This window comes from Bradyrhizobium sp. S3.2.6, from assembly GCF_040546885.1.
Classification (GTDB): domain Bacteria; phylum Pseudomonadota; class Alphaproteobacteria; order Rhizobiales; family Xanthobacteraceae; genus Bradyrhizobium; species Bradyrhizobium cytisi.
In genome coordinates, this window is sequence record NZ_JBEPOS010000002.1 from 672,985 (window position 1) to 696,074 (window position 23,090).

The window sequence follows — 23,090 nt, forward strand, 5'->3', positions numbered from 1 at the left end:
TTCCTCCCGAAATTCTCGATCACCTTCGATGGTGCATATTCGGATTCGGGAATATTTATTGTCATTTCGTGCTTTTAGCAAGATAAATTGCTAAAACGCCGGAGCGCTCAATATCATCGCCTGGAAGAATGCCTTTGCTGCCGTGTTTGCGCGACAGTTCGATTGCGCGCCATCTCGGTCACCGTCGGAATTCGTGGCGTCGAGTCCCGGCCTGGCTGAAGCAGGGCGGCAGTTGCCATCGCAATACACTGGACCAAGCACATCGGTGCCGCGAGCGACCTGGAGAACAGATATTCGTCCTCCGGAATCGTGAAGAGTGTCCGGGCGTCTTTTGCGAGGGGCGACAATTGGCTGTCGGTAATGGCTATGATGTAAGTTCCGTTGGCTACGGCCACCTCGGATATGACGACGACTTCTTTTGCATAATGTCGAAATGCGATTGCGATCAGGACGTCGCGGTCGGTCATGGTCGTCGCCATTTCCTGCGCCAGGCCACCGGCAGGATCGAGAAGGACGACACGGCGGCGCAGCATCGTCAGAAGATACCTGAGCAACGATGCAATAGGTTCGGATCGGAGTTGTCCGGCAATGTAAATCGTTTCCGCCTGCACGAGCAGCTTGGCGGTGTCGGCGAGGGTTTTTTCCGATATGACTTCGAGAAGATCTTGAAGTGCCGCCATGTCGCGCACGACCAGATCCCGCAAATAGCCGAGACTGCCGTGGTCCTTATTTCGTGAAAGTTCACTTTCGAGAGCGCTGATGCGCTCCCGAAATCCGGGGGCGGCAGTGGCAAGTCTGGTTTGAAAAACAGATTGCAGCTGTTTGAAGCCGGAGTAGCCGAGGCTCTGCGCGAAGCGGACGAGGCTCGATGGATGAGTCCGGCATTTGGCGGCGACAGCATTGATCGATTCGAGTGCCACCACATTCGGATTCTGCGTCAGGAATCTCGCGATCTGCTGAAATCCGGTCGATAAGTTTGGGTATTCGCGAGTGATCAGATTGACGATCCCCTCATAATTTTTCGGGATTGTTGCTGCTGGTCCGCTGCGCTTGGTTGGCATTCTCATTCCTCGCCTGCGATTCCATCACCCGCCTGAAAATCATTTCTTTGGCGTATCTCGGAATCCGCGTGGTTCATCAGTGTCAAAAAAGTTCATTTGCCGATCGTGAAATTATTGTTGCAAAAGTAGAATTAAGCAACGATAATTGTTTAGGGCGTATGGAATGCGCCGACAACAGAATTCGAAATGAGGAAACGTCGCTGAAGTCGCAAGAGCGGATTTGCTCGCTGTAAGAACAGTAGACCCGCACAGGCGGTTGCGATCACGGGAGGTAGGCCTGACAGATAGATTCATCGCGTCCCGACCTTGCGCCAACGTGTCGGCTCCTGAGCTTCAATAGCCGCGGAACGTTGTGCAGGACGAGGTTACCCGCGTCACACCAGTGTCCTTTGCGTCAACGCATCAATGCGGGTTTGGCGAAGGAAGTCGCTCAACCCCAGGATGGGCCGGAGTTTCCTACATGTTGCGAGTTGCGGTTCTTGGCGCTGGGCGAATTGGGAAAATCCATGCGGCCAACGTGGCGGGAAATCCCAGGGCAAAGCTTGTGACAGTTGCCGATCCATACGGCACTGCAGCTAAGGAGTTGGCGGATCGCCTCGGTTGCGAGGCCTCGCTTGATCCCGGCGCGGCGATCGAGCGAGGCGATGTCGATGCCGTCATCATCGGCACGCCGACGGATACTCATGTCAGCTTGATGCTGCATGCAGTGCGGAACGGAAAGGCCGTACTTTGCGAGAAGCCGATCGACCTCGACATCACCAAAGTGGACGCTGCTGTCCTTGAGGTCGAGCGGCTCAACGGCCGCGTCATGGTGGCATTCAACCGCCGCTTCGATCCAAGCACCCGACAGCTCCGCAGATCGATCGATGACGGTGAAATCGGCGATGTGCGGCAGGTCATCATCAGCAGCCGGGACCCGGGAATGCCGCCGCGCGAGTACGTACGTCACTCCGGCGGAATCTTTCGCGATATGGTGATTCACGATTTCGACATGGCGCGCTGGCTGCTCGGCGAAGAGCCGATCGAGGTCATGGCGACGGCGAGCCGACTTGTCGATCCGGGATTGGCTGAGTTCGACGATTTCGACACGCTCATGGTTCAGATGCGCACGGCTTCGGGTCGGCAATGTCATATCAACTGCTGCCGCGAAGCGGTCTATGGCTATGATCAACGGATGGAAATCTTTGGATCGACTGGAATGCTGCTGAACGAGAATCTGCGGCCGACCACGGTCCGGCGTTGGGGTAAGGCCGGGACAGAAGCGCGCGACCCGCTCCTGAATTTCTTTCTGGAGCGATATGCCGAGGCCTACAAGGCGGAATTCGATCAATTTGCCGATGCGCTCGAAAGCGGTTCGCCACTGCCTACGACCCCGCATGACGGGCGCCAGGCGCTTCGTTTGGCCGACTGCGCTCTTGAGTCCGCCCTGACGGGCCGAGCCGTCAAAGTGTGATCAGAATGGGATCGGGACGACATGCGGGATATTGGCGTAGGCGTCATTGGCACCGGCTTCATGGGCAAGGCCCATAGCTTTGCCTATCGGGCCGTTGCCGGCATTTTTCCGGACAGTCTGCGTCCGGTTCTGCAGTCGGTTGCAGATATCAATGGAGAAGCCGCAGAGCAGGCCGCCAAACAATTCGGTTTTCGCCGCTGGCGAACCGATTGGCGGGCGCTCGTAGACGACCAGGATATCGAGGTCGTCTCGATCACGGCGCCAAATGCCGTTCACCGCGAAATGGCGCTCGCGGCCATAGCGGCGGGCAAGCACGTCCATTGCGAGAAGCCGATCGCGCCAAATGCCGATGCGGCAAAGGATATGATGGAGGCCGCTGAAGCAGCCGGCGTCGTGACGCAAGTTGGTTATAACTACATCAAAAATCCGATCCTGAAACTTGCCCGCTCCATGGTTGCGGCCGGAGAACTCGGAGAAATCACCGGCTTTCGCGGCATTCACGCCGAAGATTACATGGCGGATCCGGAAGCTCCCTACAACTGGCGCCTGGATGCCAGCGGTGGAGCGGGTGCGATCGCCGATATCGGCAGCCATATTATCGGAATGGCCCGTTTTCTTCTCGGCCCCATCAGCCACGTCGACGCTGATTTGGAAACCGTCGTCAAAAGCCGCCCCGTTCGCGCCGGTTCATCGGAACGCCGCGCCGTCGAAGTCGATGATATTGCGCGCCTCGCCGTGAGATTTGAGCGGGGATGCCGCGGAACGATTGAAGCAAACTGGGTGGCGACAGGACGAAAAATGCAGCTCGGGTTTGAATTGACCGGCGCAAAGGGGTCTCTTGTCTATACGCAAGAACGCCTCAATGAGCTGCTGCAATACCGTACCGACGGCGACCCACGCCACAGCGGTTATACGCGCATCGAGGCAGGGCCCCAGCATCATCCCTATGGGCTGTTTTGCGTCGCGCCGGGTCACCAACTTGGCTTCAACGATCTCAAGACGATCGAGGTTGCGGAATTCCTGGAAGCGATTGCTGGTGGAGAGAGGCGCGGGCCGGATTTTCGCGAAGCCTGGGAAATTCAGAAGATCATCGATACGGCGGTTCGATCATCCAAATCGCGGACGTGGCAAGCGATCGAGTAGACGCGGCGACCATTGCCGCTGGAATGCCAGGGGCGACCCCGGCTATGATAAGATAGTCGAACTTGAAGCAGCCGGAAGAGCTGCATGACAGGGGAGGTGCTGCAGTGGCTCTGCTTGAAGTTCGTAACGTATCGAAGAGTTTTGGCGCTATTCACGCGGTCAACGACATCAGCTGGTCGGTCGAGCCCGGCGAGGTCGTGGGGTTGATGGGTGACAATGGTGCCGGCAAGTCCACTCTGGTCAAGCTGATTGCCGGGAATTTTCCACCAACCGATGGCGAAGTTCTTGTCGACGGCGAGGTCTGCCATTTCCATAAGCCCATCCAGGCGCGCGCCAAGGGCATCGAGGTCGTCTACCAGGATCTCGCGCTTGCGGACAATCTCACGGCCGCGCAGAACGTGTTCCTGGGCCGCGAGCTAAACAAGGGGTTTTGGCCCTTTCGGGTACTCAACAAGCAGGCGATGATCGACCGCTCGGCGAAATTGTTCGACGAGCTGAAATCCGAAACGCGGCCGCGCGATCTGGTCAGGAAAATGTCGGGCGGCCAGCGCCAGGCGGTGGCCATCGCCCGCACCCGGCTTTCCAACGCGAAGCTTGTCCTGATGGACGAGCCGACCGCCGCCATCTCGGTGCGCCAGGTCGCCGAGGTGCTCGAGCTCATCCGCCGTCTGAAGCACCAGGGGGTGGCGGTTATTCTCATCAGCCATCGTATGCCGGACGTGTTCGCGGTGAGCGACCGCATCATTGTCATGCGGCGCGGTACCAAAGTGGCCGACAAGGCAACCACATCGACCTCGCCGGAGGAAATCACCGGCCTGATTACGGGAGCGATCCGTGCAGCATGATCTCGTCAAGGCGGCCGACCCAGGTCATGCCGCAATTTCAGATGTTGCGGAGAACAAGGAGCAGACTTTCGCTGCGCGTGTCTTCGCGAGCCAGCCATTCTGGGTGACGATCGCGCTTATCGCGCTGGTCGTGATCATGGCCATCAATGAACCGAGCTTCGGCACCGTCGAAAATGCCGCCAACGTCACGCGCAACTTCGCGCCGATTGGAATCATGGCGATGGGGATGACCGTGGTCATCATCACCGGCGGCATTGACCTCTCTGTAGGGTCCGTGATGGGCCTGGTGGCGATTGTCGCGGGCCTGTTCCTGACCTGGCACTATCCCTGGTATCTCGCCTTCGCGATGGGGATGATTGCCGGGATTGCTTGCGGCGCGGTCAACGGCTTTTTCGTGGCCTATGTCGGTATGCCTTCCTTCGTCGTGACACTTGGCATGCTGTCAATCGCGCGGTCGCTTGCGGTGGTGTTTTCGGCCAACCAGATGCTCTATCAGTTCGGACCGGACGCGCCCATCGTTAGAGCCATCGGTCAGGCGAAATGGCCCTTGCGCGCGCCGGCCGGTTGGGCGCCGCAGTGGATGCCCGAATTGTCCTCGCATTTCTGGGTCATGGTCGGACTCGCCCTCATCGTCGGCTACGTGTTCAACTCCAAAGCCTGGGGCCGCCATCTCTTTGCAATAGGTGGCAACGAGCAGGCTGCCCGGCTCACCGGTGTTCCCGTCGATTGGATCAAATTTCAAGCCTATGTTTTTTCCGCATTCACCGCGTCGTTAGCCTCGCTTCTGCTGCTCGGTTACAACGGCTCGGCCATCAACGCCATGGGACAGGGCTACGAGCTGCGCGTCATCGCGGCGACCGTGATCGGCGGGGCGAACCTGATGGGTGGGGCGGGTACTGCCTTCGGGGCTTTCATCGGTTCGGCTTTTCTCGAGGTCATTCGCAATGCCTTGTTGATGGCGGGCATCGATTCCAATTGGCAGGGCGCATTTGTCGGCGCCTTCATCATTCTAGCGGTGCTTCTCGGCATGCAAACCGGAGGCAAGGCGATCGTTGCGGCAATTTTGGAGCGGTTGTTGCCGAAGAAGCATCGTTAGAAACCGAATTCACTGCGGGCAATCAGTGAAGGTCAATGAGGAGGAAACGAGATGAAAAGATTTCTTTTAAGCACGGCTATCGCTTTCGGCGCGATGTCGATAGCGATGTCCGGCGCCCAGGCGAAGGATGTCTTCGCTTTGGTGCCAAAGAACATGAACAACCCGTTCTTCGATCAGGCCCGCGACGGCTGCAAGAAGGCCGAAGCAGAATCAAAAGGTGCCTTTGAATGCATGTATATCGGCCCTGGTGAGCACGGCGGCGGCGAGGAGCAAGTGCAAATCCTGCAGGATCTGATTGCCAAGAAGGTGAATGGCATTGCCGTATCGCCATCCAATGCCGCAGCCGTCGCCGTGGCCTTACAAGCTGCCAAGCAGGCCGGTATTCCCGTTCTTACCTGGGACTCCGATCTGCTGCCTGACAGCAAGAGCCTGCGCGTTGCTTATATCGGCACCCACAATTACGAGATCGGCGTGAACCTCGCCAAACTCGCGATGCAGATCAAGCCGAACGGCGGCACCGTGTGCATCCAGTCGGGCGGCGCCGCTGCCGCTAACCACAATGAACGGATGCAGGGAATTCGCGACACATTGTCGGGCAAGAAATCGGCTGCTTCTCCTGGCGACCGCTTGACCGGCCAGAACGGGTGGACCGAGATTCAGGGGTGTCCGCTTTATACCAATGACGACTTCCCGGTATCTGTGCAGCAGTTCACCGACACTATGGCGAAGAACCCGAAACTCGATGCCTTCATCCCGACCGGTGGTTTCCCGCAGTTCATTCCCGACGCAAACCGCGCCGCGGTGGCACCGTATAAGGACAAGATTGCCTCGAAAGCACTTGCCCTCGTGGTGGCGGACACACTGCCGGTGCAGATCGATCAGATGAAGGAGGGCCTGTCACTCGGCCAGGTCGGCCAGCGGCCGTTCGAAATGGGTTACAAGACGATGTTGGCGCTGGAAGCGATGAAATCGGGCAAGCCCGCGCCTGCGGATCCGACTTACACCGGTCTCGATGTCTGCACGCCCGCGACCGTCGCCACCTGTATCGGCAAGTAAGTCTGTCCAATGCGACGGATGGGGCGGGAGGCAACTCCGGCCCCATGGTTTTGTCGCGGCGAATTTCCGGATCGGCTGACGATGGCTGCTCCGGATCGGATTCCGCCGCCCGCATTAGCGGTTACGGAATGACCGTTTGTGGTGCAGGCAGGCCCACGCATTTCGCGCCGGGTTCCGCGACGGTACGCACAAAAATGTTGCCAGGTTCTACTTGAAACCAGTCGTGTTGGCCGGCCAAGACGTGAACTCGCTTTTTGCATCCGGGGGTGTCAGTCAAGTCAAAAAAGTATCACGATTGGCCGCCAAATGTGGTGGTACGCGTCTATTTCGTGACCTACCGTGGCGGTCAAGCAAGAGCCGGTATCAAGAAAATCGGCCAGCTGGGAACGAGGTCGTTGCGGATATCTTGCCCGCGACCGGGAGGAAGGACATGGAGCCGGATCTTGAACTGGTCCAGATAAGGCCGGGGGAGTCGTTCGCCGCCTGGTCGCACGGTTATCCTTTCCGCACCGTACGATGGCATTTTCACCCGGAATATGAGCTGCACATGGTGGCGGCAACCACCGGCCGCTATTTCGTCGGCGATTTCATCGGCGATTTCGCGCCCGGCAACCTCGTGCTGACCGGGCCCAATCTGCCGCACAATTGGGTCAGCGACATTCCGCCGGGGACCAGCATTCCGCTGCGTTGCCGCATTATCCAGTTCAGCGAGGAGTTCATCGACGGCGCCATCAAGGCCCTGCCGGAACTCGCGGCGCTGCAGCCGGTGCTGGAATCGTCGCGGCGAGGTGTGCTGTTCAGCAGCGAAACCAGCCAGCGGCTGTTGCCGCTGCTCGAAGAGACGATGCAAGCCAATGGCATGCGCCGCATCGAGCTGTTCATGCTGATCGCCGGCGTGTTGAGCCGGGCACGGGGATCGCGCGTGCTGGCCAGCGCTAGCTATCTGCCCGATCCGTCCGGCTATATGTCCGCGGGCATCAATAAGGCGCTCGCTTATCTCCGCAAGCATCTGACCAAGCCGTTCAGCGAGATGGATCTCGCCGAGATCGCAGGCCAGACCACAAGCGCCTTCTCGCGTGCGTTCCGCCAGCACACCGGCATGTCGCTGACGCAATATGTCAAACGGCTGCGCATCAATCTTGCCTGCCAAATTCTGATGAGCGACGAGCAGGCTTCGATCGCAAGCATCTGCTATGAAGTCGGCTACAACAACATGTCGAATTTCAACCGACAGTTCCTCGCCGAAAAGGGAATGACGCCATCACAGTTTCGGCGGTTGCTGTTCGACAACATCAACGCGCCCAAAGCTGCATGAGAAAGCACCACGGCATAATCGCGTAGCTGCAAGCGCGGGAGGGAACGCAACATCGACAAATCACGGCCGACCGGCTTCCACCGGTTGCGCCAACGAAGACTGTTGTGTTCAGCGATAGACAAAAAGAAGCGGGATCGTCCGGGATCGCCGGCGCCAACCCTACGCATTCAAAAGGCAACCGGAAAGGTTGCTCTTACACTAGGGAGAAGACCATATGACACGATCATCATTGAACGCGGTTGGGGTGGCGGCGCTAGCCTTGGGCGTCCTGACTGGAGGCTCCGCTTTCGGTCAGAATGCCAAGGTGTCAGGAGCGACCGTCGCCTTTCTGATGCCGGACCAGGCATCGACCCGTTACGAAGAACACGATCACCCCGGTTTCGTGGCTGAAATGAGCAAGCTGTGCCCGACCTGCAAGGTGCTCTATCAGAATGCCGACGCCAATGCGTCGCGCCAGCAGCAGCAGTTCAATTCTGTTATTTCGCAAGGCGCCAAGGTGATTGTCATCGATCCCGTCGATTCCACCGCCGCAGCGTCGCTGGTGAAGCAGGCGCAGGGCCAGGGCGTGAAGGTCATTGCCTACGACCGGCCGATCCCCTCCACGCCAGCGGACTTCTACGTGTCCTTCGACAACAAGGCGATCGGCAAGGCGATCGCCAAATCGCTGGTCGACCATCTCAAGGCGACCAACGTGCCGGCCGACGATGTCGGCGTGCTGGAGATCAACGGCTCACCGACCGATGCCGCGGCCGGGCTGATCAGGGACGGCATCCACGACGGTCTGGCCGGCAGCGGGTACAAGACGCTCGCTGAGTACGACACGCCGGATTGGGCGCCGCCGAAGGCACAGCAGTGGGCGAGCGGCCAGATCACCCGTTTCGGAAAGAAGATCGTGGGCGTTGTTGCTGCCAACGACGGTACCGGCGGCGCCGCGATTGCGGCGCTCAAGGCCGCCGGCGTCAATCCGGTGCCGCCGGTCACGGGCAACGACGCCACGATCGCCGGCCTTCAACTCATTATCGCCGGCGACCAATACAACACCATCAACAAGCCAAGCGAGATCGTCGCCGCAGCAGCGGCCAATGTGGCCGTCCAATTGCTGGCGGGGGAGAAGCCAAAATCTGAGACGACGCTATTCAACACGCCATCGCAGCTGTTCACGCCGACGCTGGTCACGGCCGACAACCTCAAGGCAGAGATCGTAGACAAGCGGATCAACGGCAAGCCGATCCAGACTTCCGAAGTGCTCTGCGCGGGCCGCTATACCGAAGGCTGCAAGAAACTCGGCATTGCGAAGTAGAATTTCGGCAAGGTATCATTTGGCCCGGCGATGCGGTTCGGTTCGCCGCATGGCCGGGACGATCACGGAACGCCCGCATGATCGACCCGGTATCCCAATCCAATTCGCGGAACGGCTTAGTGCTCAGCCTGCGCGGCATTTCGAAGAGCTTCGGCGCCGTCTCCGCCTTGACCAATATCGATCTGGATGTGCACGCCGGCGAGGTCGTCGCGCTAGTCGGCGACAATGGCGCCGGCAAGTCGACCCTAGTGAAGATCCTCGCCGGCGTTCATCTGCCGGATTCGGGCACGATCACCTTCTGCGGTGAAATCGTAGTCCTCGACGATCCGGCCGCGTCGCTGCGGCTCGGAATCGCGACCGTATTCCAGGACCTGGCGCTGTGCGAGAATCTCGACGTCGTCGCTAACATTTTCCTCGGACGGGAACTTGATCCATGGCGTCTCGACGAGGTGGCGATGGAGATTCGGGCCTGGACCCTGCTCAACGAACTGTCGGCGCGCATCCCTAGTGTTCGCGAGCCGGTGGCATCGCTTTCCGGCGGCCAGCGCCAGACGGTTGCGATCGCCCGTTCGCTGCTGCTCGAGCCGAAGCTGATCCTGCTCGACGAACCAACGGCTGCGCTTGGCGTGGCGCAGACCGCCGAGGTGCTGGATTTGATCGAGCGCGTCCGCGATCGTGGTCTCGCCGTGGTGATGATCAGCCACAATATGGAAGACGTCCGCGCGGTCGCGGACCGGATCGTGGTGCTGCGGCTCGGACGCAACAACGGCATCTTCCATCCCGACGCTTCCAACCAGGAACTCGTGAGCGCCATCACGGGGGCCTCGAACAATGCCGTGTCCCGCCGCGCGGAGCGGCGACAGGGCTCACGCGAACATTCAGGGGAGCCGCGGCCGTGAACGGCGACAAGGAACGTCGCGCAACGTCGGCGCCGCTCGATCGCGCGGACGAGCGGATTCGCCATGATGCGGGTCTTGCCGGCGCCACGCGCGCCTTCCTGGACCGGGTCCGCTCCGGCGATCTCGGTGCGCTTCCGGTCGTGATCGGGCTCGTGATCATCTGCACGGCGTTCCAGAGCCTCAATCCCGTGTTCCTGTCGAGCAACAATCTCGTCAACCTGCTGTTCGACTGTTCGACTGTGGGGGTGATCGCGCTTGGGATTGTCTGCGTGCTGATGGTCGGTGAAATCGATCTGTCGGTCGGCTCGGTCAGCGGTTTCGCTTCGGCCGTGGTCGGCGTGCTCTGGGTCAACATGGAATGGCCCGCATGGCTCGCGATTTTCGCGGGCCTCGTCGTCGGCGGAGCCATTGGCGCACTCTACGCGGTGTTGTTTAACCGCTTTGGGATGCCAAGCTTCGTCTCGACACTGGCCGGCCTGCTCGCGGTTCTGGGCTTGCAGCTTTATCTTCTGGGCTCGACGGGCTCGATCAATCTGCCGTATGGCTCGCCGCTTGTGAATTTTGGCCAGACGCTGGTGATGTCGCCTGCTGTCGCCTACACGCTGGCTGCGGTGACCGGCGCGGTGATCTTCGCAACGGCCTTTCGAACGGCTGCCCGCCGCAAGCGGGCTGGTCTGTCGGCGAGATCGCTGGGCAGCCTGTTGCTTCGCGGCATCGTGATCACGATCGTCCTCGAGCTCGTCGTTTACTATCTCAACCAGGATCGCGGCGTGCCCTGGATGTTCGGTCTGTTCGTAGCCCTGGTCGTCGCGATGAATTATGCGTTGACCCGAACGAAGTGGGGACGCTCGATGAATGCCGTCGGCGGCAACCGGGAGGCGGCGCGCCGCGCCGGAATCAACGTGCGTCGGACCCACATGACGGCCTTCGTGCTATGCGCGACCTTCGCGGCCGCTGGCGGCATCCTTTCGGCGGCGCGCCTCGCGTCCGCGAGCCAGCAGGCCGGCACCGGCGATGTCAATCTCAACGCCATCGCTGCCGCCGTGATCGGTGGAACCAGCCTGTTCGGCGGTCGCGGCAGCGCTTATTCCGCGTTGCTTGGCATCATCGTAATTCAATCGATTGCAAGTGGTCTGACGCTGCTCGATCTATCATCTTCGCTCCGGTACATGATCACCGGTGCCGTGCTGGCCGTTGCCGTCATCGTCGATTCGCTGGCCCGCCGCTCGCGCATGTCCCATGGCCGGGCCTGAAATCACCCCAAGCAACAGGAATGCCATGACTCTCACGCTGTCCGGAAAAGTGGCCGCCATCACGGGAGCGGCCTCGGGGATCGGTCTGGAATGCTCCAGGATTTTGCTGCGCGAGGGCGCGCGCGTCGTGCTGGTCGACCGTGACGAGGATGCCTTGAAGTCGGCTTGCGCAATCCTCGGCCAGGAGGCGATCCCGTTGACGATCGACCTCACCATGCCTGAAAGCGTCAGCCGTATGATGCCGCGGATACTGGACCTCGCGGGCCAACTCGACATCTTCCATGCGAATGCAGGAACCTACGTCGGCGGCGATATCCTCGACGGCGATCCCGATATCTGGGACCGCGTACTGAACCTCAACGTCAACGCTGCCTTCCGCTCGGTACACGCCGTCCTGCCACACATGGTTGCGCGCGGGACGGGCGACATTATCGTGACGAGCTCGATTGCGGGTCTGGTGCCGGTGGTATGGGAGCCGATCTACACCGCTTCCAAGCATGCCGTTCAGGCGTTCGTGCATACGGTCAGGCGGCAGGTCGCCAAGCATGGGCTGCGCGTCGGCGCCGTGGCTCCAGGTCCCGTGGTCACGGCCCTGATCAAGGACTGGCCCAAGGACAAGCTCGATGACGAATTGGCCGCCGGAGGCTTGATGCAGCCGGCGGAAGTGGCCGAGGCCGTGCTGTTCATGCTGACGCGGCCGAGGAACGTCACCATCCGCGATCTCGTCATCCTGCCCCAGAGCAACGACTTGTAAGACGCGTCATCGTCAAACACGGTAAGGAAATCACGGAGCATGCCGGAAAAGAATTTCCTCGGCATCTATGTCGGCACGGGAAGTGCGCGGGCCGCAGTGTTCGATGAGGAATGGCGAAGAGATGCTTTCGCTTTTGGGGACTCTTGCGAGCGAAGAGGCCCCCGGAAGAGGGCATGACCATGCTGTGCGTCGCTCACGAGATGGGTTTCGCCCGCGAGGTCGGCAGGCGCTTGAGCGCACCTTGCGGATCGCCAGTGCGGGCTAGACTAGGCCTGGAAGAACGGATTGGCCGGCCGCGATAGGCCGAGGTGATCGCGCAGCGTGGTTCCCTCATAGTCCGTGCGGAACAGCCCGCGCTCCTGCAAGATCGGCACGACGAGCTGGACGAAATCCTCGAAACCTTCGTGGAAATAGGGCGGCATGACGTTAAAGCCGTCGGCGGCATGCCCTTCGAACCAGAGCTGGAGCGTGTCGGCGATGCGCTCGGCCGAGCCGCACAGCACCCAATGGCCGCGGGCGGCAGCTGTGAGGTTGTAGAGGTCGCGCAGCGTCATGTTCTCACGGCGGCCCTTGGCCAGCATGACGCTGGCGAAGCTGTGGTAGCTGTCGGACGGCGCGATGTCGGGGATCGGCCCGTCGAGGTCGTAAGCCGACATGTCGCGCCCGAAGCGGTCGGACAGGATGGCAAGCGCGTTGCTGCCGCTGACAAAGCTCTGGAGCACGTTGAGCTTCTCGAACGCCTCCTTGTCGGTGCGGCCGACGACGGGCATCACGCCGGGCAGCACCGTGACATCCTCGGCCTTGCGGCCGAACGCCGGCAGCCGCGTCTTCAGCGAAGTGTAGCCGGCTTTGGCTTCGTCGATGTCCTGCACCACGGAGAATACGATGTCGGCGGTGCGCGCGGCGAGCGCTTGCCCGGCCTCAGAGCCGCCGGCTTGCAGCACGACGGGGCGGCCTTGCGGGCTGCGGCCGATGTTGAGCGGGCCCTTCACCTTGAAGAACGCGCCGTCATGGTCGATCGCGCGCAGCTTCGCCGGATCGATGTAGACGCCGCTGGCGCGGTCGGCGACGATGGCATCATCCGCCCAGCCGTCCCACAGGCCTTTGACCACGTCGAGGAATTCGCTTGCCATCTCGTAGCGGCGGGCGTGGTCGGGGTGAGCGGTACCGAAATTTGCAGCCGTGGCCGGGTTGGCCGTCGTCACCGCATTCCAAGCCGCGCGTCCCTTGGAAATATGGTCGAGCGAGGCAAAGACGCGCGCGACCGAGAACGGATCGCTGTAGGTGGTCGAGACGGTGGCGCCGAGGCCGATATGGCTGGTCGAGGTCGAAAGCGCGGCCAGCATGGTGAGCGGTTCGAGCCGCAGCGTGTAGGAGGGATGGGCGGCGGCATCGGCATAGAGATTGTCGCCCATGAAGATCAGGTCGAACTTGCCGCGCTCGGCGGTGCGGCCGATCTCCTGGATCGCCGCAAAATCCTGAAAGCTGTCGACCGCGCCGGGATGGCGCCATCCCGCGACATGGCTGCCGGTGCCCAGGATGAACAGGCCGAGACGCATTTGTCGTTTCATGGCGTCATGTCCAGAACAGGATTTTTCGCTCGAGGAAGCCGATCAGGCCGAAGAAGGCGAGGCTCGCGGCGGAGGCGACGAAGATCGCCGACCAGACCTGGACGAAATCGATCTGGAGCACGGCCTGGTAGATCACCCAGCCGAGCCCCCCCTGGGCGCCGAGCATCTCGGTGACGATCGCCACGATCACGCTGCGTACCGTCGAGACGCGCATGCCGGCGAGCAGCAGCGGTAGCGCGGTCGGCAAGCGCAGGCGCCACAGCACGCCAAAACGGCTTGCGCCAAAACTCTTCATGAGGTCGACGGCGCGGCGGTCGACACGGTCGAGCCCGGACAGCATCGACAGCAGGATGGTGAAGCTCACCGCCATTGCCACCATGACGATCTTCGAGCTGACGCCGATCCCGAACCAGAGCAGGATCAATGGCGAATAGCCGACCACGGGCACCGAATTGATCGCGGTTGCGAGCGGCAGGATCGCGGCGCGAAGCGCCGGCACCAACGCGATGGCGACGGCGAGGCCAATGCCGATCAGGCAGCCGAGTCCGTAGCCCACCAGCGCTTCGAGCAGGGTGTAGCCGGCAGCGTCGATGAGCGTTGCACGTTTCGACCATAGTCCGACGAGGATGTCGCTGACCGCGGGAAGAACATAAGCCGGCAGGTGCAGTCCACGCGCTGTGCCTTCCCAGCATGCGATCAGGAGGACGGCGCCCAAAATGCCGCGCTGGACGGCGAGCGAGGGAGAGGCGATTGCGCGGCTCATTGCTCGGCGTTCCAGAACACGAGGCGCCGCTCGACTGCGGCGACCACCGCATAGAAGCCGGTGCCGAGCAGCGCCGAAGCCAGCAGAGCGCCCCAGATCGCCACGACGTTCTCGGTGAACATGGCCTGGAGCAGCAACACGCCGAGCCCCGTGGTGTCGCCGAACCATTCACCGACGATGGCGCCGACGAGGCTCAGCGACGCGGCGAGCCGCAGCGCGACGAAGATCTGCGGCAACGCGGTCGGAAGCTGCAAGCGCAGCAGGAGCTGGCCGTTGGAGGCGCCAAAGCTGCGCATCAGGTCGACCTGCTTGAGGTCGACGGTTTCGAGGCCGAGCAGGGTGTTCACCGTCACCGGAAAGAAGGTCAGGTAGAACGCGATGATGGCCTTGGCGAGCAGCGTGTTGCCGAACCACAGCACGACCAGCGCGCCGAAGGCGATGACCGGAATGGTCTGCGACACCACGAAGATCGGAAACACCATCTCGCGTAGTGCGCGGACGCGGAAGAACACGACGCCCATCAGCACGCCGAACGCGCCGCCGGAGGCGAAGCCGATCAGCGTCTCGGCGAGGGTGCGCAGGAAGCCGTCGACATAGGCGCGGGGCGTCGCCGCCATCGCCATCAGGATCGCGCTGAGGCGCGGCAAATAATAGGGCCGAATGCCGAACAGCAGCACCGCGCCTTCCCAGATCACCGCCGCGATAGCGAGGCCAAGCAGGAGTCGGATCAGCTTGCGCAACGAATCCGGCATCGTGATCGATCGCACGGCAGCGCGGCCGTCACTGAGCGATGTCGCCGCAGGCCTGCTCACGGCAGCCGGTCCGCCGCTGGGATGCTCTGGATGAAGCTGGCGTCATAGGCGGCGGCAAGATCGAGCGGCTTGGAGATCACGCCGTACTTCAGGAAGAAGTCGTGGGCGGTCTTGACCGCGTCGGCGTCGATCCAGAATATGCCGTTCTTCGCCGCTGCGCCCGCTGTCATCAGGCGCTTCACCTCGGTCAGCATGAACTCCTGCTGTGCGCGGTCGAGCGTCGGGGCTGCGGCCATCACGGTGTCGACGGCGCCCTTGGTATCTGAGAACGCGTCCTTCCAGCCCTTCAGCGACGCCCGCAGAAACGCCTTGACCAGCTCCGGCTTCTCCTTGGCGGTCGCCTCGGCCACGATCAGCGTGTCGCGCGGGAAGGTGATGCCGTAATCCTCGGCGACGAAGGTCTTCAGGCTGTCCTTCGGCATGCGCGACTGGATGGTGTAGAACTCATTGTAGTAGGTCGCCGTGATCACGTCGACGTTGCCGTCGACGAAGGGCGTCACCGAAACCTGCTGCGGCTGGATCTTCAGCTCATCCGGCTTGATGCCTTCCTTGGCCAGCATGCCGTTCAGCACATGGTTGGCGCCGGTGAACCATGTGGTGACGGTCTTGCCCTTGAAGTCCTGGAGCGTCTTCACCGGACCGTCCTTGCGGGTGACGAAGATGAATGGCGTGATCTGGTGCGACACGCCGACGCAGACGATCGGCAGCCCCTTGTCGCGCGCCGCGAACACGCTGTCGGTGCCGCCGGACAAGCCGAACATATCGGCGCCGGTCGCGACCAGATTTTCGGTCAGCAGATTGGGTCCGCCGGGATTGATGGTGAGGTCGATGCCCTCGGCCTTGTAGTAGCCCTTGGCCACCGCGACGTAGAAGCCGGCGAACTGCGCCTGCGGCAACCATTTCAGGCGCAAGCTTGCCTTCTGCAACTCGGCGGCGGGCGCGGCCGTGACAAGTGAGCCGGTCGCCAGTGCGAGTGCGGAGAGGACAGAGAAGGCGTAGCGTCGGCTCAACATGGTCATACTCCAGGCGATGAAAATCAATTGCGATAGGATGGATCGGTGCGGTCGAGCTGACGCATCAGTGCCGGCCATTCGCGTTCGCCGGGCACGAGAATGTCGCCCTGCAATTCCCAGAATTGGCGGGCGGCCTTCTCGCAGACCTCGTGCGGTGGCATCACGAGCTTGGCGCCGGCTGCGGCCGCGGCCTGCATCTGGAGCTGGATCCGCGCGGCGCGCTCGAAATAATAGAGCAGCATGAAGGCTTCGCCTGGCGTCCGGCCGACAGTGAGGATGCCGTGATTACGCATCAGCATCACCTTGTGCTGGCCGAGATCGCGTACCAGGCGAACTTGCTCGTCCAGGTCGATGGCGACGCCCTCGTAATCGTGAAAAGCCTGGCGATCGTGGAAGCGCATCGCGAACTGGCTGAGCGGCAGCAGGCCCTTCTCCTGTCCGGAGACTGCAACGCTCGCGTCGGAATGGGTGTGCAGCACGCAGGTCGCATCATGGTTCGAGGTGTGGATCGCGGCATGGATGACGAAGGCGGCGACGTTGACGGCCTGCGGCGTGTCGTCGAGCTTGTTGCCCTTGGTGTCGATCTTCACCAGGCTCGAGGCAGTGATCTCGTCGAACAGAAGCCCATAGGGATTGATCAGGAACTGATCGTCATGGCCGGGAACGCGCATCGAGATGTGATTATAGATCAAATCGTCCATGCCGAGCTTGGCGACCATGCGATAGCAGGCGGCGAGCTTGACGCGGGCGTCCCACTCCGCCGGATTGATCCCCTGCTGTTCTCTCGCTGACATCGCGTTCATTGCGAGTTCTCCTGCGCGATGGAGGATTGGAACGATTTCATGCTTTCCTCCTCGATCGCATCGAGCAGCACGCGCTTGAGGCGCACGAATTCAGGGGAGGTGACCATCTCGGGCTTGCGCGGGCGGGGAAGATCGACGACCTGTTCGAGCTTCACCGAGCCGGGACGTGCGGTCATGACCAACACGCGGTCGCCGAGGAAGATCGCCTCGTCGACGTCGTGGGTGATGAAGAGAATGGTGCGGCGGTATTTCTGCCAGACATCGAGCAGCCAGCGCTGCATCATCGCCCGCGTCAGCGCGTCGAGCGCGCCGAACGGCTCGTCCAGCAGCATCAGGTCGCGCTCGAACAGGAAGGTGCGCATCAGGGCGACGCGCTGGCGCATGCCGCCGGACAATTGATTGGGATATTGCTTCTCGAATCCGGCCAGCCCGAACTCGGGCAGCATCTTGAGCGCCTTGGCACGCGCCTGGTCGCGCGGCATGCCCTCGACCTCGAGCGCGAGGATGGCGTTGTCCACCACGTTACGCCAGGGAAACAAGAGGTCGCGCTGCGGCATGAAGGAGACGCGGCCGAGCAGGTCGGCGGCATGGCAGCTCTTGCCCTCGAAGCGCAGGATGCCGCCGGCGTCCGGCTCCTCAAGGCCGGCGACGATGTTGAAGAGGGTGCTCTTGCCGCAGCCGCTGGGGCCGACGACGGTGACGAACTCGCCCGGGGCGACGCTCGCCTGAAGTCCGGACAGCGCCACGACGGAGCCAAAGGCCTTGTTGATCGCGCGCAGCTCGAGCAGCGGCTCAGGTTTTGGGTGAGCCTGCGGGACTTCGATGGTCGGTCCGGGATTGGGGAGGCGGGCGGCCTGCACCGGCATGTCCTTGTATAATGGCGGCGGCCATTCGCATACGAAAGCGGGCCGCGTCGAAATCTCTTAGCAACTCGTGTGCCAGTGCGATTTCCCCGCAAATCAGGCATAAGACTTGCGAGATCGACGGCGAGAAGGTCGGAGAGATGCGCATCTCCGAGAGAGAATAGGGCATTTCACTGAGATGTGAGTGCCAATATGTATACTGACATTGGTATCGGAGAAACATGATGGCGGATATTAGTGCACAGAGTGGAGGCAAGCGCGTCAAAAATGGGCACGAAACCCTCGCTGCGAGCCCCGGCATGACGCTTGCCGAGAGCCTGCGCCAGAAGCTCGAAGGGGCGATCGCGGCGGGCCATCTCGAACCTGGCAGCCGGCTCGACGAACAAGAAATCGCCCAGCGTTTCGGCGTCTCGCGCACGCCGGTGCGAGAGGCGTTCCGCCTGATGGCCGCCAACAATTTGGTCGAGCTGCGCGGCCGGCAGGGCGCGACGGTTCGCAGCATCAAGGCGCAGGCGCTGATCGAGATGTTTCAGGTCATGGCGGAGCTGGAGGGGCTCTGCGCACGGCTTGCCGCCCGGCGTGTCTCGCAAGCCTGGGGGGCGGAAATTGACGAGATTCACCAGCGGCTTGTGGCGGCGGGCGAAACCGGCGACATCGACATCTTCTACGACATCAACCAGGAATTCCACGAAGCGATCTACGAGGCCTCGCGCAATGCCTTCCTCGCGGATCAAACCCGCAAGCTGCGCAATCAGGTGGCGGCCTATCGCCGCCGGGTGACGCGCATGCCGAACCGGATCGCCGATACGATCCGCGAGCATGAGGCGATCATGCAGGCGATCCTGGCTCACGATCCGGAGCGCGCGCACAGCGCCATGCGGGACCACGTCAACCTGCTCGGCGACAACCTTCTGGACTTTCTCGCCGGCTTCGAATGACCCGGGGATCGGTTGGTATGCAAATTGCTAGACTTTGTATATCTGGATTGCATCCTGGAGACCCGGAGTGGACCTGAAGCTGACGAACAAGACCGCCCTGATCACCGGGGCGTCGAAAGGAATTGGACTTGCGGTGGCCGAGCTCTTCGCCGCGGAGGGCTGTCATTTGCATCTCGCTGCCCGCAACGGCGAGGCGATGCTCGAGGCCAAGAAGCAGCTCGAAGCCCGCCATGGTGTGAAGATCAGCATCCACGCACTCGACCTGTCGAGTACGGCTGCGATGGAGAAGCTCGCGGCCGAAGTCGGCGACATCGACATTCTCATCAACAACGCCGGCGACATCCCGGCCGGCTCGCTGGAGATCCTCGACGATGCCGCATGGCGGCGCGGCTTCGATCTCAAGGTGTTCGGTTACATCACGCTGTCGCGTCTTTATTATCCGCGCATGAAGGGCAAGGACGGCGTCATCATCAACATCATCGGCAATTCGGGTGAGAACTGGGACGCGAGCTACATCGCGGGCTCGACCGGCAATGCGGCGCTGATGTCCTTCACCAAGGCGCTCGGCGGCCGCAGTCTCGATCACGGCGTGCGCGTCGTCGCGGTCAATCCGGGGCCGGTGGCCACCGACCGCATGCTCAAGATCATGAAGCGCAAGGCGATCGACATGCTCGGCGACGAAAGCCGCTGGGAGGAGCTGTTCGACAAATATCCGGGCAAGCGCCCAGCGACGTCGGAAGAAGTGGCCGATCTCGTCGCCTTCCTGTCCTCGCCGCGGTCGGGCTACGTCACCGGCACCGTGGTGACGATCGACGGCGGCATCGCCGCGCGCGGCTCGGTGATCTGAGGCGTCGATGTCGGGACCTCAATCCGCGGCGCTGGTCCGCAATCGCTATTTCGACGAGCTCTCGGCGACGCCGGAACTCTGTTGGCTCGGCCAGAACACCAACCATATCGAGAGCCATCCCGCCGTGCGCGAAGCAATGCTGCGCTCGATCGAGGCGGGCGAGTTCAATGCCTATGCCCCGCCGCTCGGCTTCGAGGCGCTGCGCGCGGCGATCGTCGCCGATCTCGGCACGCCCGGCTGCGAAGCGCTGGTGACTGAGGGTGGCGTCAACGCGCTGGCCATGATCTGCCGCGCCCGCTGCAAGCCCGGCACGACGTTTGTGACGACCGATCCGACCTGGAAATGGCCGTGCCTGTTCGCGCGCCAGCAGGGCGCCGAGGTGATCGAGATTCCGATCTACGATCCGGCCTGCAACTATCGCCTGACGGCTGAGGCGCTGAAGGCCCATGTCGATGAGCGCACCGCGATCATTTATCTGGTCGATCCCAACAATCCGCTCGGCATCCGCTACACGCGCGAGGAGATCGAGAGTTTTGCGGCGATCGCGCGCGACTGCGGCGCGCTGCTGGTGCATGACTGCACCTACCGCGATTTCGCAGACGGCCACACGCCGGCACTTCATGTGGCGCCGAGAGGCTCGGTGGTCTCGACCAGCTTTTCGAAATGGCTCGGGCTCGCCGGCCTGCGCATCGGTGCGCTTGTCGCAGCGCCCGACCTGTTCGAGGAGTTGGCGCAGACCTCCACCAGCGTGCTCGGCGCGAGCGTCATCGCCCAGCGCGCCGCGCAGGCGGGCTTGTCGGTCAAGGCCGAATGGATGAAGAAGGTCCGCAGCACCGACCGCGCCAACAAGGCGATGATCCAGGAAGCGGCGGCCGGTATCGAGGGACTCGCGCTGCCGATCATGCCCTCGCACGGAAACTTCCTGGTGCTCGAAACCATCGCGGCAGGCATCCGCCCCGAGGCGCTGGTCGAATGCTATCGCCGCCAGGGCATCATGATCCGCCAGGGCACTTATCACACCCAGCGCTTCGGCGACCGTTTTGTGAAGATCAGCACCTCGGTGCCGCAGGCCTGGGTCGAAAAGCTCTGCACGCTATTGCCGGAGATGGTCGCGCAGGCACGCACGCTGAACGACCTGCCGCCGCAATTCTAGGGACGATGCCGATGACGATGATCACAACGAAGGACGGTGTGAAGCTTCATGTGGAAGAGGCGGGCGAGGGCACGCCGATCCTCTTCATTCACGAGTTCGGCGGCAATCACGAAAGCTGGGAGCCGCAGCTCCGCTATTTCAGCCGCCGCTACCGCTGCATCAGCTACGCCGCGCGCGGCTATCCGCCGTCGGACGTGCCCGACAGCGTGGAGGCCTATTCGCAGGCGATCGCTGCGGACGATGCGGTCGCCGTGCTCGACGCGCTCAAGATCGAGAAAGCGCACATCGTCGGCCTCTCCATGGGCGGCTTCTGCACGGTGCATTTCGGCCTGCGCACGCCGGCGCGCGCTTTGTCGCTCACCGTCGCCGGCGCCGGCTATGGCTGCGAGAAGGAGTTCGAGGAGTATTTTCGTGGCGTCTCGCGCGAAGTTGCCGACAATTTCGAAAAGCAGGGCGCGAAGGAGTTTTCGAAGATCTATGCGCTCGGCGCGAGCCGCGTTCAGTTCCAGAACAAGGATCCGCGGGGCTGGCAGGAATTCGCCGATCGCCTTGCCACCCATTCCGATCGCGGTGCCGCCAACACCATGCGCGGCGTCCAGGCGCGGCGGCCGTCCTTCTATGACCTCGAAGACGACCTGAAAAAGATGATGGTGCCGACGCTGGTCGTCGTCGGTGACGAGGACGATCACTGCCTCCAGCCCGGCTTCTTCCTGAAGAAGACCATTCCGGCCTGCGGCCTCTCGGTCTTCCCCAAGACCGGCCACACGCTCAATCTCGAAGAACCGGCGGCGTTCAACGCACTGCTCGCCGAGTTCATTGCCCAGGTCGAGGTCGGACACTGGCTGCCACGCGATCCCCGCGCGCTGCCGGGCCAGATTATGCGTACGAAGTAGATCGATGACGAGCCAGCCTCTGATCAACGCCGATCGGCTCTGGACCCGCTTGATGGCGCTCGCCGAGATCGGCGCGACGCCGGCCGGCGGGGTCAACCGCCAGGCGCTGAGCGATGGCGAGATCGCGGCGTGGCGACGGGTCATCGGCTGGGCGCTTGAGGCAGGATTGACACCGTCGACGGATGCCGCGGGAAATCTGTTCCTGGCGCTGGCCGGCCGCGATCGCGTCGCGCTGCCGCTTCTCCTTGGTAGCCATCTCGATAGCCAGCCGACCGGCGGCAAGTTCGACGGTGCGGCCGGCGTGATGGCAGCGTTGGAGGCGGTGGTCTCGCTCGCCGAGCGAGGCGACAAGCCTGCGCGCGACGTCATCGTCGTCGCCTGGATGAACGAGGAGGGCTCGCGCTTCGCTCCGGGCATGATGGGTTCGGAGGCCTTTACGGGCGAGCGCGACATGGACGCGATCCGCGCCGCGCGCGATGCAGACGGCATCAGCGTCGGCGAGGCGCTCGATCGCCTCCATCAGGCTTTTCCCGATATGCCGCATCGACCACTCGGCTTTGCGGTCGGAGCCTATCTCGAATTGCACATTGAGCAGGGACCATTGCTGGAAGCGGCCGCCTGCACCATCGGTGTCGTCGCCGGCATCCAGGGCAAGAAGACCTTTCAGGTGGTGGTCGTGGGTGCCGAGGGCCATGCCGGCACGCTGGCGCAGTTGGAGCGGCGGGATGCGCTCGCGGCCTTTGCCCGGATGGCGACGGCGCTCCATACCGAGATCGGCACCATTGACGCAGACATCAAATTCACCATCGGCCGGGTTACAGTCTCGCCGAATGCGCCGTCCGTGGTGCCGTCGCGCGTCAGCTTCAGTATCGATCTGCGTCACCCTGACAATGCCGTGCTCGATGCGGCCGGTGCGCGTATCAAAGCTCTTTGCGAGGAGAACGCCTCACCGTGCGCGGTCACGGTGACGCCGCTCGTCGATGCGCCGTCGAACGCCTTCGATGAGCGCCTGCGGGCGAGCATCGCACAGGCGGCGCGTGAGCAGGGACATTCCGCCATGACGATCCTTTCCGCGGCCGGTCACGATGCCCGTCATCTCGCCAAAATCTGTCCCGCTGCCATGATCTTCATCCCGTGCCGCGACGGCGCGAGCCATGTCGAGCACGAATGGGCCGAACCTGATCACGTTGCCGCCGGCGCGTCCGTGTTGGTGCAGGTGTTGCGCAGGCTCGCCTTTGCGCCTGCCGTCGAGGCGTAAG

Annotated in this window: 23 protein-coding genes; 15 read left to right on the plus strand and 8 right to left on the minus strand. The window is 62.2% G+C overall.

The genetic code is table 11. From position 1 onward, the window contains the following. Positions 1–113 precede the first annotated feature (113 nt). Positions 114–1,061 (minus strand): MurR/RpiR family transcriptional regulator, encoded by a 948-nt coding sequence (locus tag ABID58_RS07330; RefSeq protein ID WP_148749164.1) that lies wholly within the window; start codon positions 1,059–1,061, stop codon positions 114–116. 460 nt (positions 1,062–1,521) lie between these two features. Between ABID58_RS07330 and iolG the strand changes: the two genes are divergently transcribed. The 3 genes from iolG (at position 1,522) to ABID58_RS07345 (ending at position 4,502) form a co-directional block, all read left to right on the plus strand. Then, positions 1,522–2,514, plus strand: coding sequence for an inositol 2-dehydrogenase (iolG, locus tag ABID58_RS07335; protein ID WP_354032107.1), 993 nt, complete (start codon positions 1,522–1,524; stop codon positions 2,512–2,514). A gap of 21 nt (positions 2,515–2,535) precedes the next feature. Beyond that, positions 2,536–3,657, plus strand: coding sequence for a Gfo/Idh/MocA family protein (locus tag ABID58_RS07340; RefSeq protein ID WP_148749162.1), 1,122 nt, complete (start codon positions 2,536–2,538; stop codon positions 3,655–3,657). 104 nt (positions 3,658–3,761) lie between these two features. Continuing rightward, the gene (locus ABID58_RS07345; protein WP_354032190.1) at positions 3,762–4,502 is read left to right on the plus strand and encodes an ATP-binding cassette domain-containing protein; all 741 of its coding nucleotides are present in this window, start codon (positions 3,762–3,764) and stop codon (positions 4,500–4,502) included. 24 nt (positions 4,503–4,526) lie between these two features. Here ABID58_RS07345 and ABID58_RS07350 read toward each other — a convergent pair whose 3' ends face one another. After that, positions 4,527–4,757: a hypothetical protein gene (locus ABID58_RS07350; RefSeq protein WP_354032195.1), complete on the minus strand. Its 231-nt coding sequence runs from the start codon at positions 4,755–4,757 to the stop codon at positions 4,527–4,529. On the opposite strand from ABID58_RS07350, the gene ABID58_RS07355 reads away from it, so the two are divergent. The 7 genes from ABID58_RS07355 (at position 4,729) to ABID58_RS07385 (ending at position 12,175) form a co-directional block, all read left to right on the plus strand. Then, the gene (locus ABID58_RS07355; RefSeq protein ID WP_354032191.1) at positions 4,729–5,598 is read left to right on the plus strand and encodes an ABC transporter permease; all 870 of its coding nucleotides are present in this window, start codon (positions 4,729–4,731) and stop codon (positions 5,596–5,598) included. The two genes, ABID58_RS07350 and ABID58_RS07355, sit on opposite strands and share 29 nt — an antisense overlap. A 51-nt stretch (positions 5,599–5,649) precedes the next feature. Beyond that, positions 5,650–6,654: a substrate-binding domain-containing protein gene (locus tag ABID58_RS07360; protein WP_354032108.1), complete on the plus strand. Its 1,005-nt coding sequence runs from the start codon at positions 5,650–5,652 to the stop codon at positions 6,652–6,654. Positions 6,655–7,084: 430 nt separating this feature from the next. Then, positions 7,085–7,969: an AraC family transcriptional regulator gene (locus ABID58_RS07365; protein WP_148749221.1), complete on the plus strand. Its 885-nt coding sequence runs from the start codon at positions 7,085–7,087 to the stop codon at positions 7,967–7,969. A 214-nt stretch (positions 7,970–8,183) separates the two neighbouring features. Next, positions 8,184–9,269 (plus strand): ABC transporter substrate-binding protein, encoded by a 1,086-nt coding sequence (locus tag ABID58_RS07370; RefSeq protein ID WP_354032109.1) that lies wholly within the window; start codon positions 8,184–8,186, stop codon positions 9,267–9,269. Between the two features lie 77 nt (positions 9,270–9,346). Continuing rightward, positions 9,347–10,168 carry an ATP-binding cassette domain-containing protein gene (locus ABID58_RS07375; protein ID WP_354032110.1) on the plus strand — a complete coding sequence of 274 codons (822 nt, stop codon included), beginning with the start codon at positions 9,347–9,349 and terminating at the stop codon, positions 10,166–10,168. After that, positions 10,165–11,421, plus strand: coding sequence for a sugar ABC transporter permease (locus tag ABID58_RS07380; protein ID WP_148749157.1), 1,257 nt, complete (start codon positions 10,165–10,167; stop codon positions 11,419–11,421). Before ABID58_RS07375 ends, ABID58_RS07380 begins: the two co-directional genes overlap by 4 nt. Positions 11,422–11,446: 25 nt before the next feature. Next, positions 11,447–12,175, plus strand: a complete 729-nt coding sequence (locus ABID58_RS07385) for an SDR family oxidoreductase (protein ID WP_148749156.1) — start codon at positions 11,447–11,449, stop codon at positions 12,173–12,175. A gap of 266 nt (positions 12,176–12,441) precedes the next feature. Here ABID58_RS07385 and ABID58_RS07390 read toward each other — a convergent pair whose 3' ends face one another. From ABID58_RS07390 to ABID58_RS07415, 6 genes are read right to left on the minus strand one after another with little or no spacing between them, the layout of a single operon-like run. Beyond that, complete coding sequence (locus tag ABID58_RS07390) at positions 12,442–13,746, minus strand: LLM class flavin-dependent oxidoreductase (RefSeq protein WP_354032111.1); 1,305 nt, start codon at positions 13,744–13,746, stop codon at positions 12,442–12,444. 4 nt (positions 13,747–13,750) lie between these two features. Continuing rightward, positions 13,751–14,509: an ABC transporter permease gene (locus tag ABID58_RS07395; RefSeq protein ID WP_148749154.1), complete on the minus strand. Its 759-nt coding sequence runs from the start codon at positions 14,507–14,509 to the stop codon at positions 13,751–13,753. Then, positions 14,506–15,321, minus strand: a complete 816-nt coding sequence (locus tag ABID58_RS07400; RefSeq protein ID WP_354032112.1) for an ABC transporter permease — start codon at positions 15,319–15,321, stop codon at positions 14,506–14,508. The genes ABID58_RS07395 and ABID58_RS07400 overlap by 4 nt, the downstream gene beginning before the upstream one ends. Then, on the minus strand, positions 15,318–16,334 hold the full coding sequence (locus ABID58_RS07405) for an ABC transporter substrate-binding protein (protein ID WP_354032113.1): 1,017 nt from the start codon (positions 16,332–16,334) through the stop codon (positions 15,318–15,320). Before ABID58_RS07405 ends, ABID58_RS07400 begins: the two co-directional genes overlap by 4 nt. Before the next feature lie 23 nt (positions 16,335–16,357). Further along, positions 16,358–17,137: a class II aldolase/adducin family protein gene (locus ABID58_RS07410; protein WP_354032114.1), complete on the minus strand. Its 780-nt coding sequence runs from the start codon at positions 17,135–17,137 to the stop codon at positions 16,358–16,360. After that, on the minus strand, positions 17,134–17,997 hold the full coding sequence (locus ABID58_RS07415; RefSeq protein ID WP_354032115.1) for an ABC transporter ATP-binding protein: 864 nt from the start codon (positions 17,995–17,997) through the stop codon (positions 17,134–17,136). Before ABID58_RS07415 ends, ABID58_RS07410 begins: the two co-directional genes overlap by 4 nt. A 224-nt stretch (positions 17,998–18,221) precedes the next feature. Here ABID58_RS07415 and ABID58_RS07420 point away from each other — a divergent pair, with 224 nt between their 5' ends. The 5 genes from ABID58_RS07420 to ABID58_RS07440 all read left to right on the plus strand — a co-directional run bounded on the left by ABID58_RS07420 (position 18,222) and on the right by ABID58_RS07440 (position 23,089). Beyond that, complete coding sequence (locus ABID58_RS07420; protein WP_354032116.1) at positions 18,222–18,938, plus strand: GntR family transcriptional regulator; 717 nt, start codon at positions 18,222–18,224, stop codon at positions 18,936–18,938. A 67-nt stretch (positions 18,939–19,005) separates the two neighbouring features. Next, a complete protein-coding gene (locus ABID58_RS07425; RefSeq protein WP_148749149.1) occupies positions 19,006–19,785 on the plus strand; it encodes an SDR family oxidoreductase in 780 nt (259 codons plus the stop codon). Positions 19,786–19,792: 7 nt separating this feature from the next. Beyond that, positions 19,793–20,938, plus strand: a complete 1,146-nt coding sequence (locus tag ABID58_RS07430; RefSeq protein WP_354032117.1) for a pyridoxal phosphate-dependent aminotransferase — start codon at positions 19,793–19,795, stop codon at positions 20,936–20,938. 11 nt (positions 20,939–20,949) lie between these two features. Beyond that, positions 20,950–21,831, plus strand: coding sequence for an alpha/beta fold hydrolase (locus ABID58_RS07435; protein WP_354032118.1), 882 nt, complete (start codon positions 20,950–20,952; stop codon positions 21,829–21,831). Positions 21,832–21,835: 4 nt separating this feature from the next. After that, positions 21,836–23,089, plus strand: coding sequence for a Zn-dependent hydrolase (locus tag ABID58_RS07440; protein WP_354032119.1), 1,254 nt, complete (start codon positions 21,836–21,838; stop codon positions 23,087–23,089). Position 23,090 lies beyond the last annotated feature (1 nt).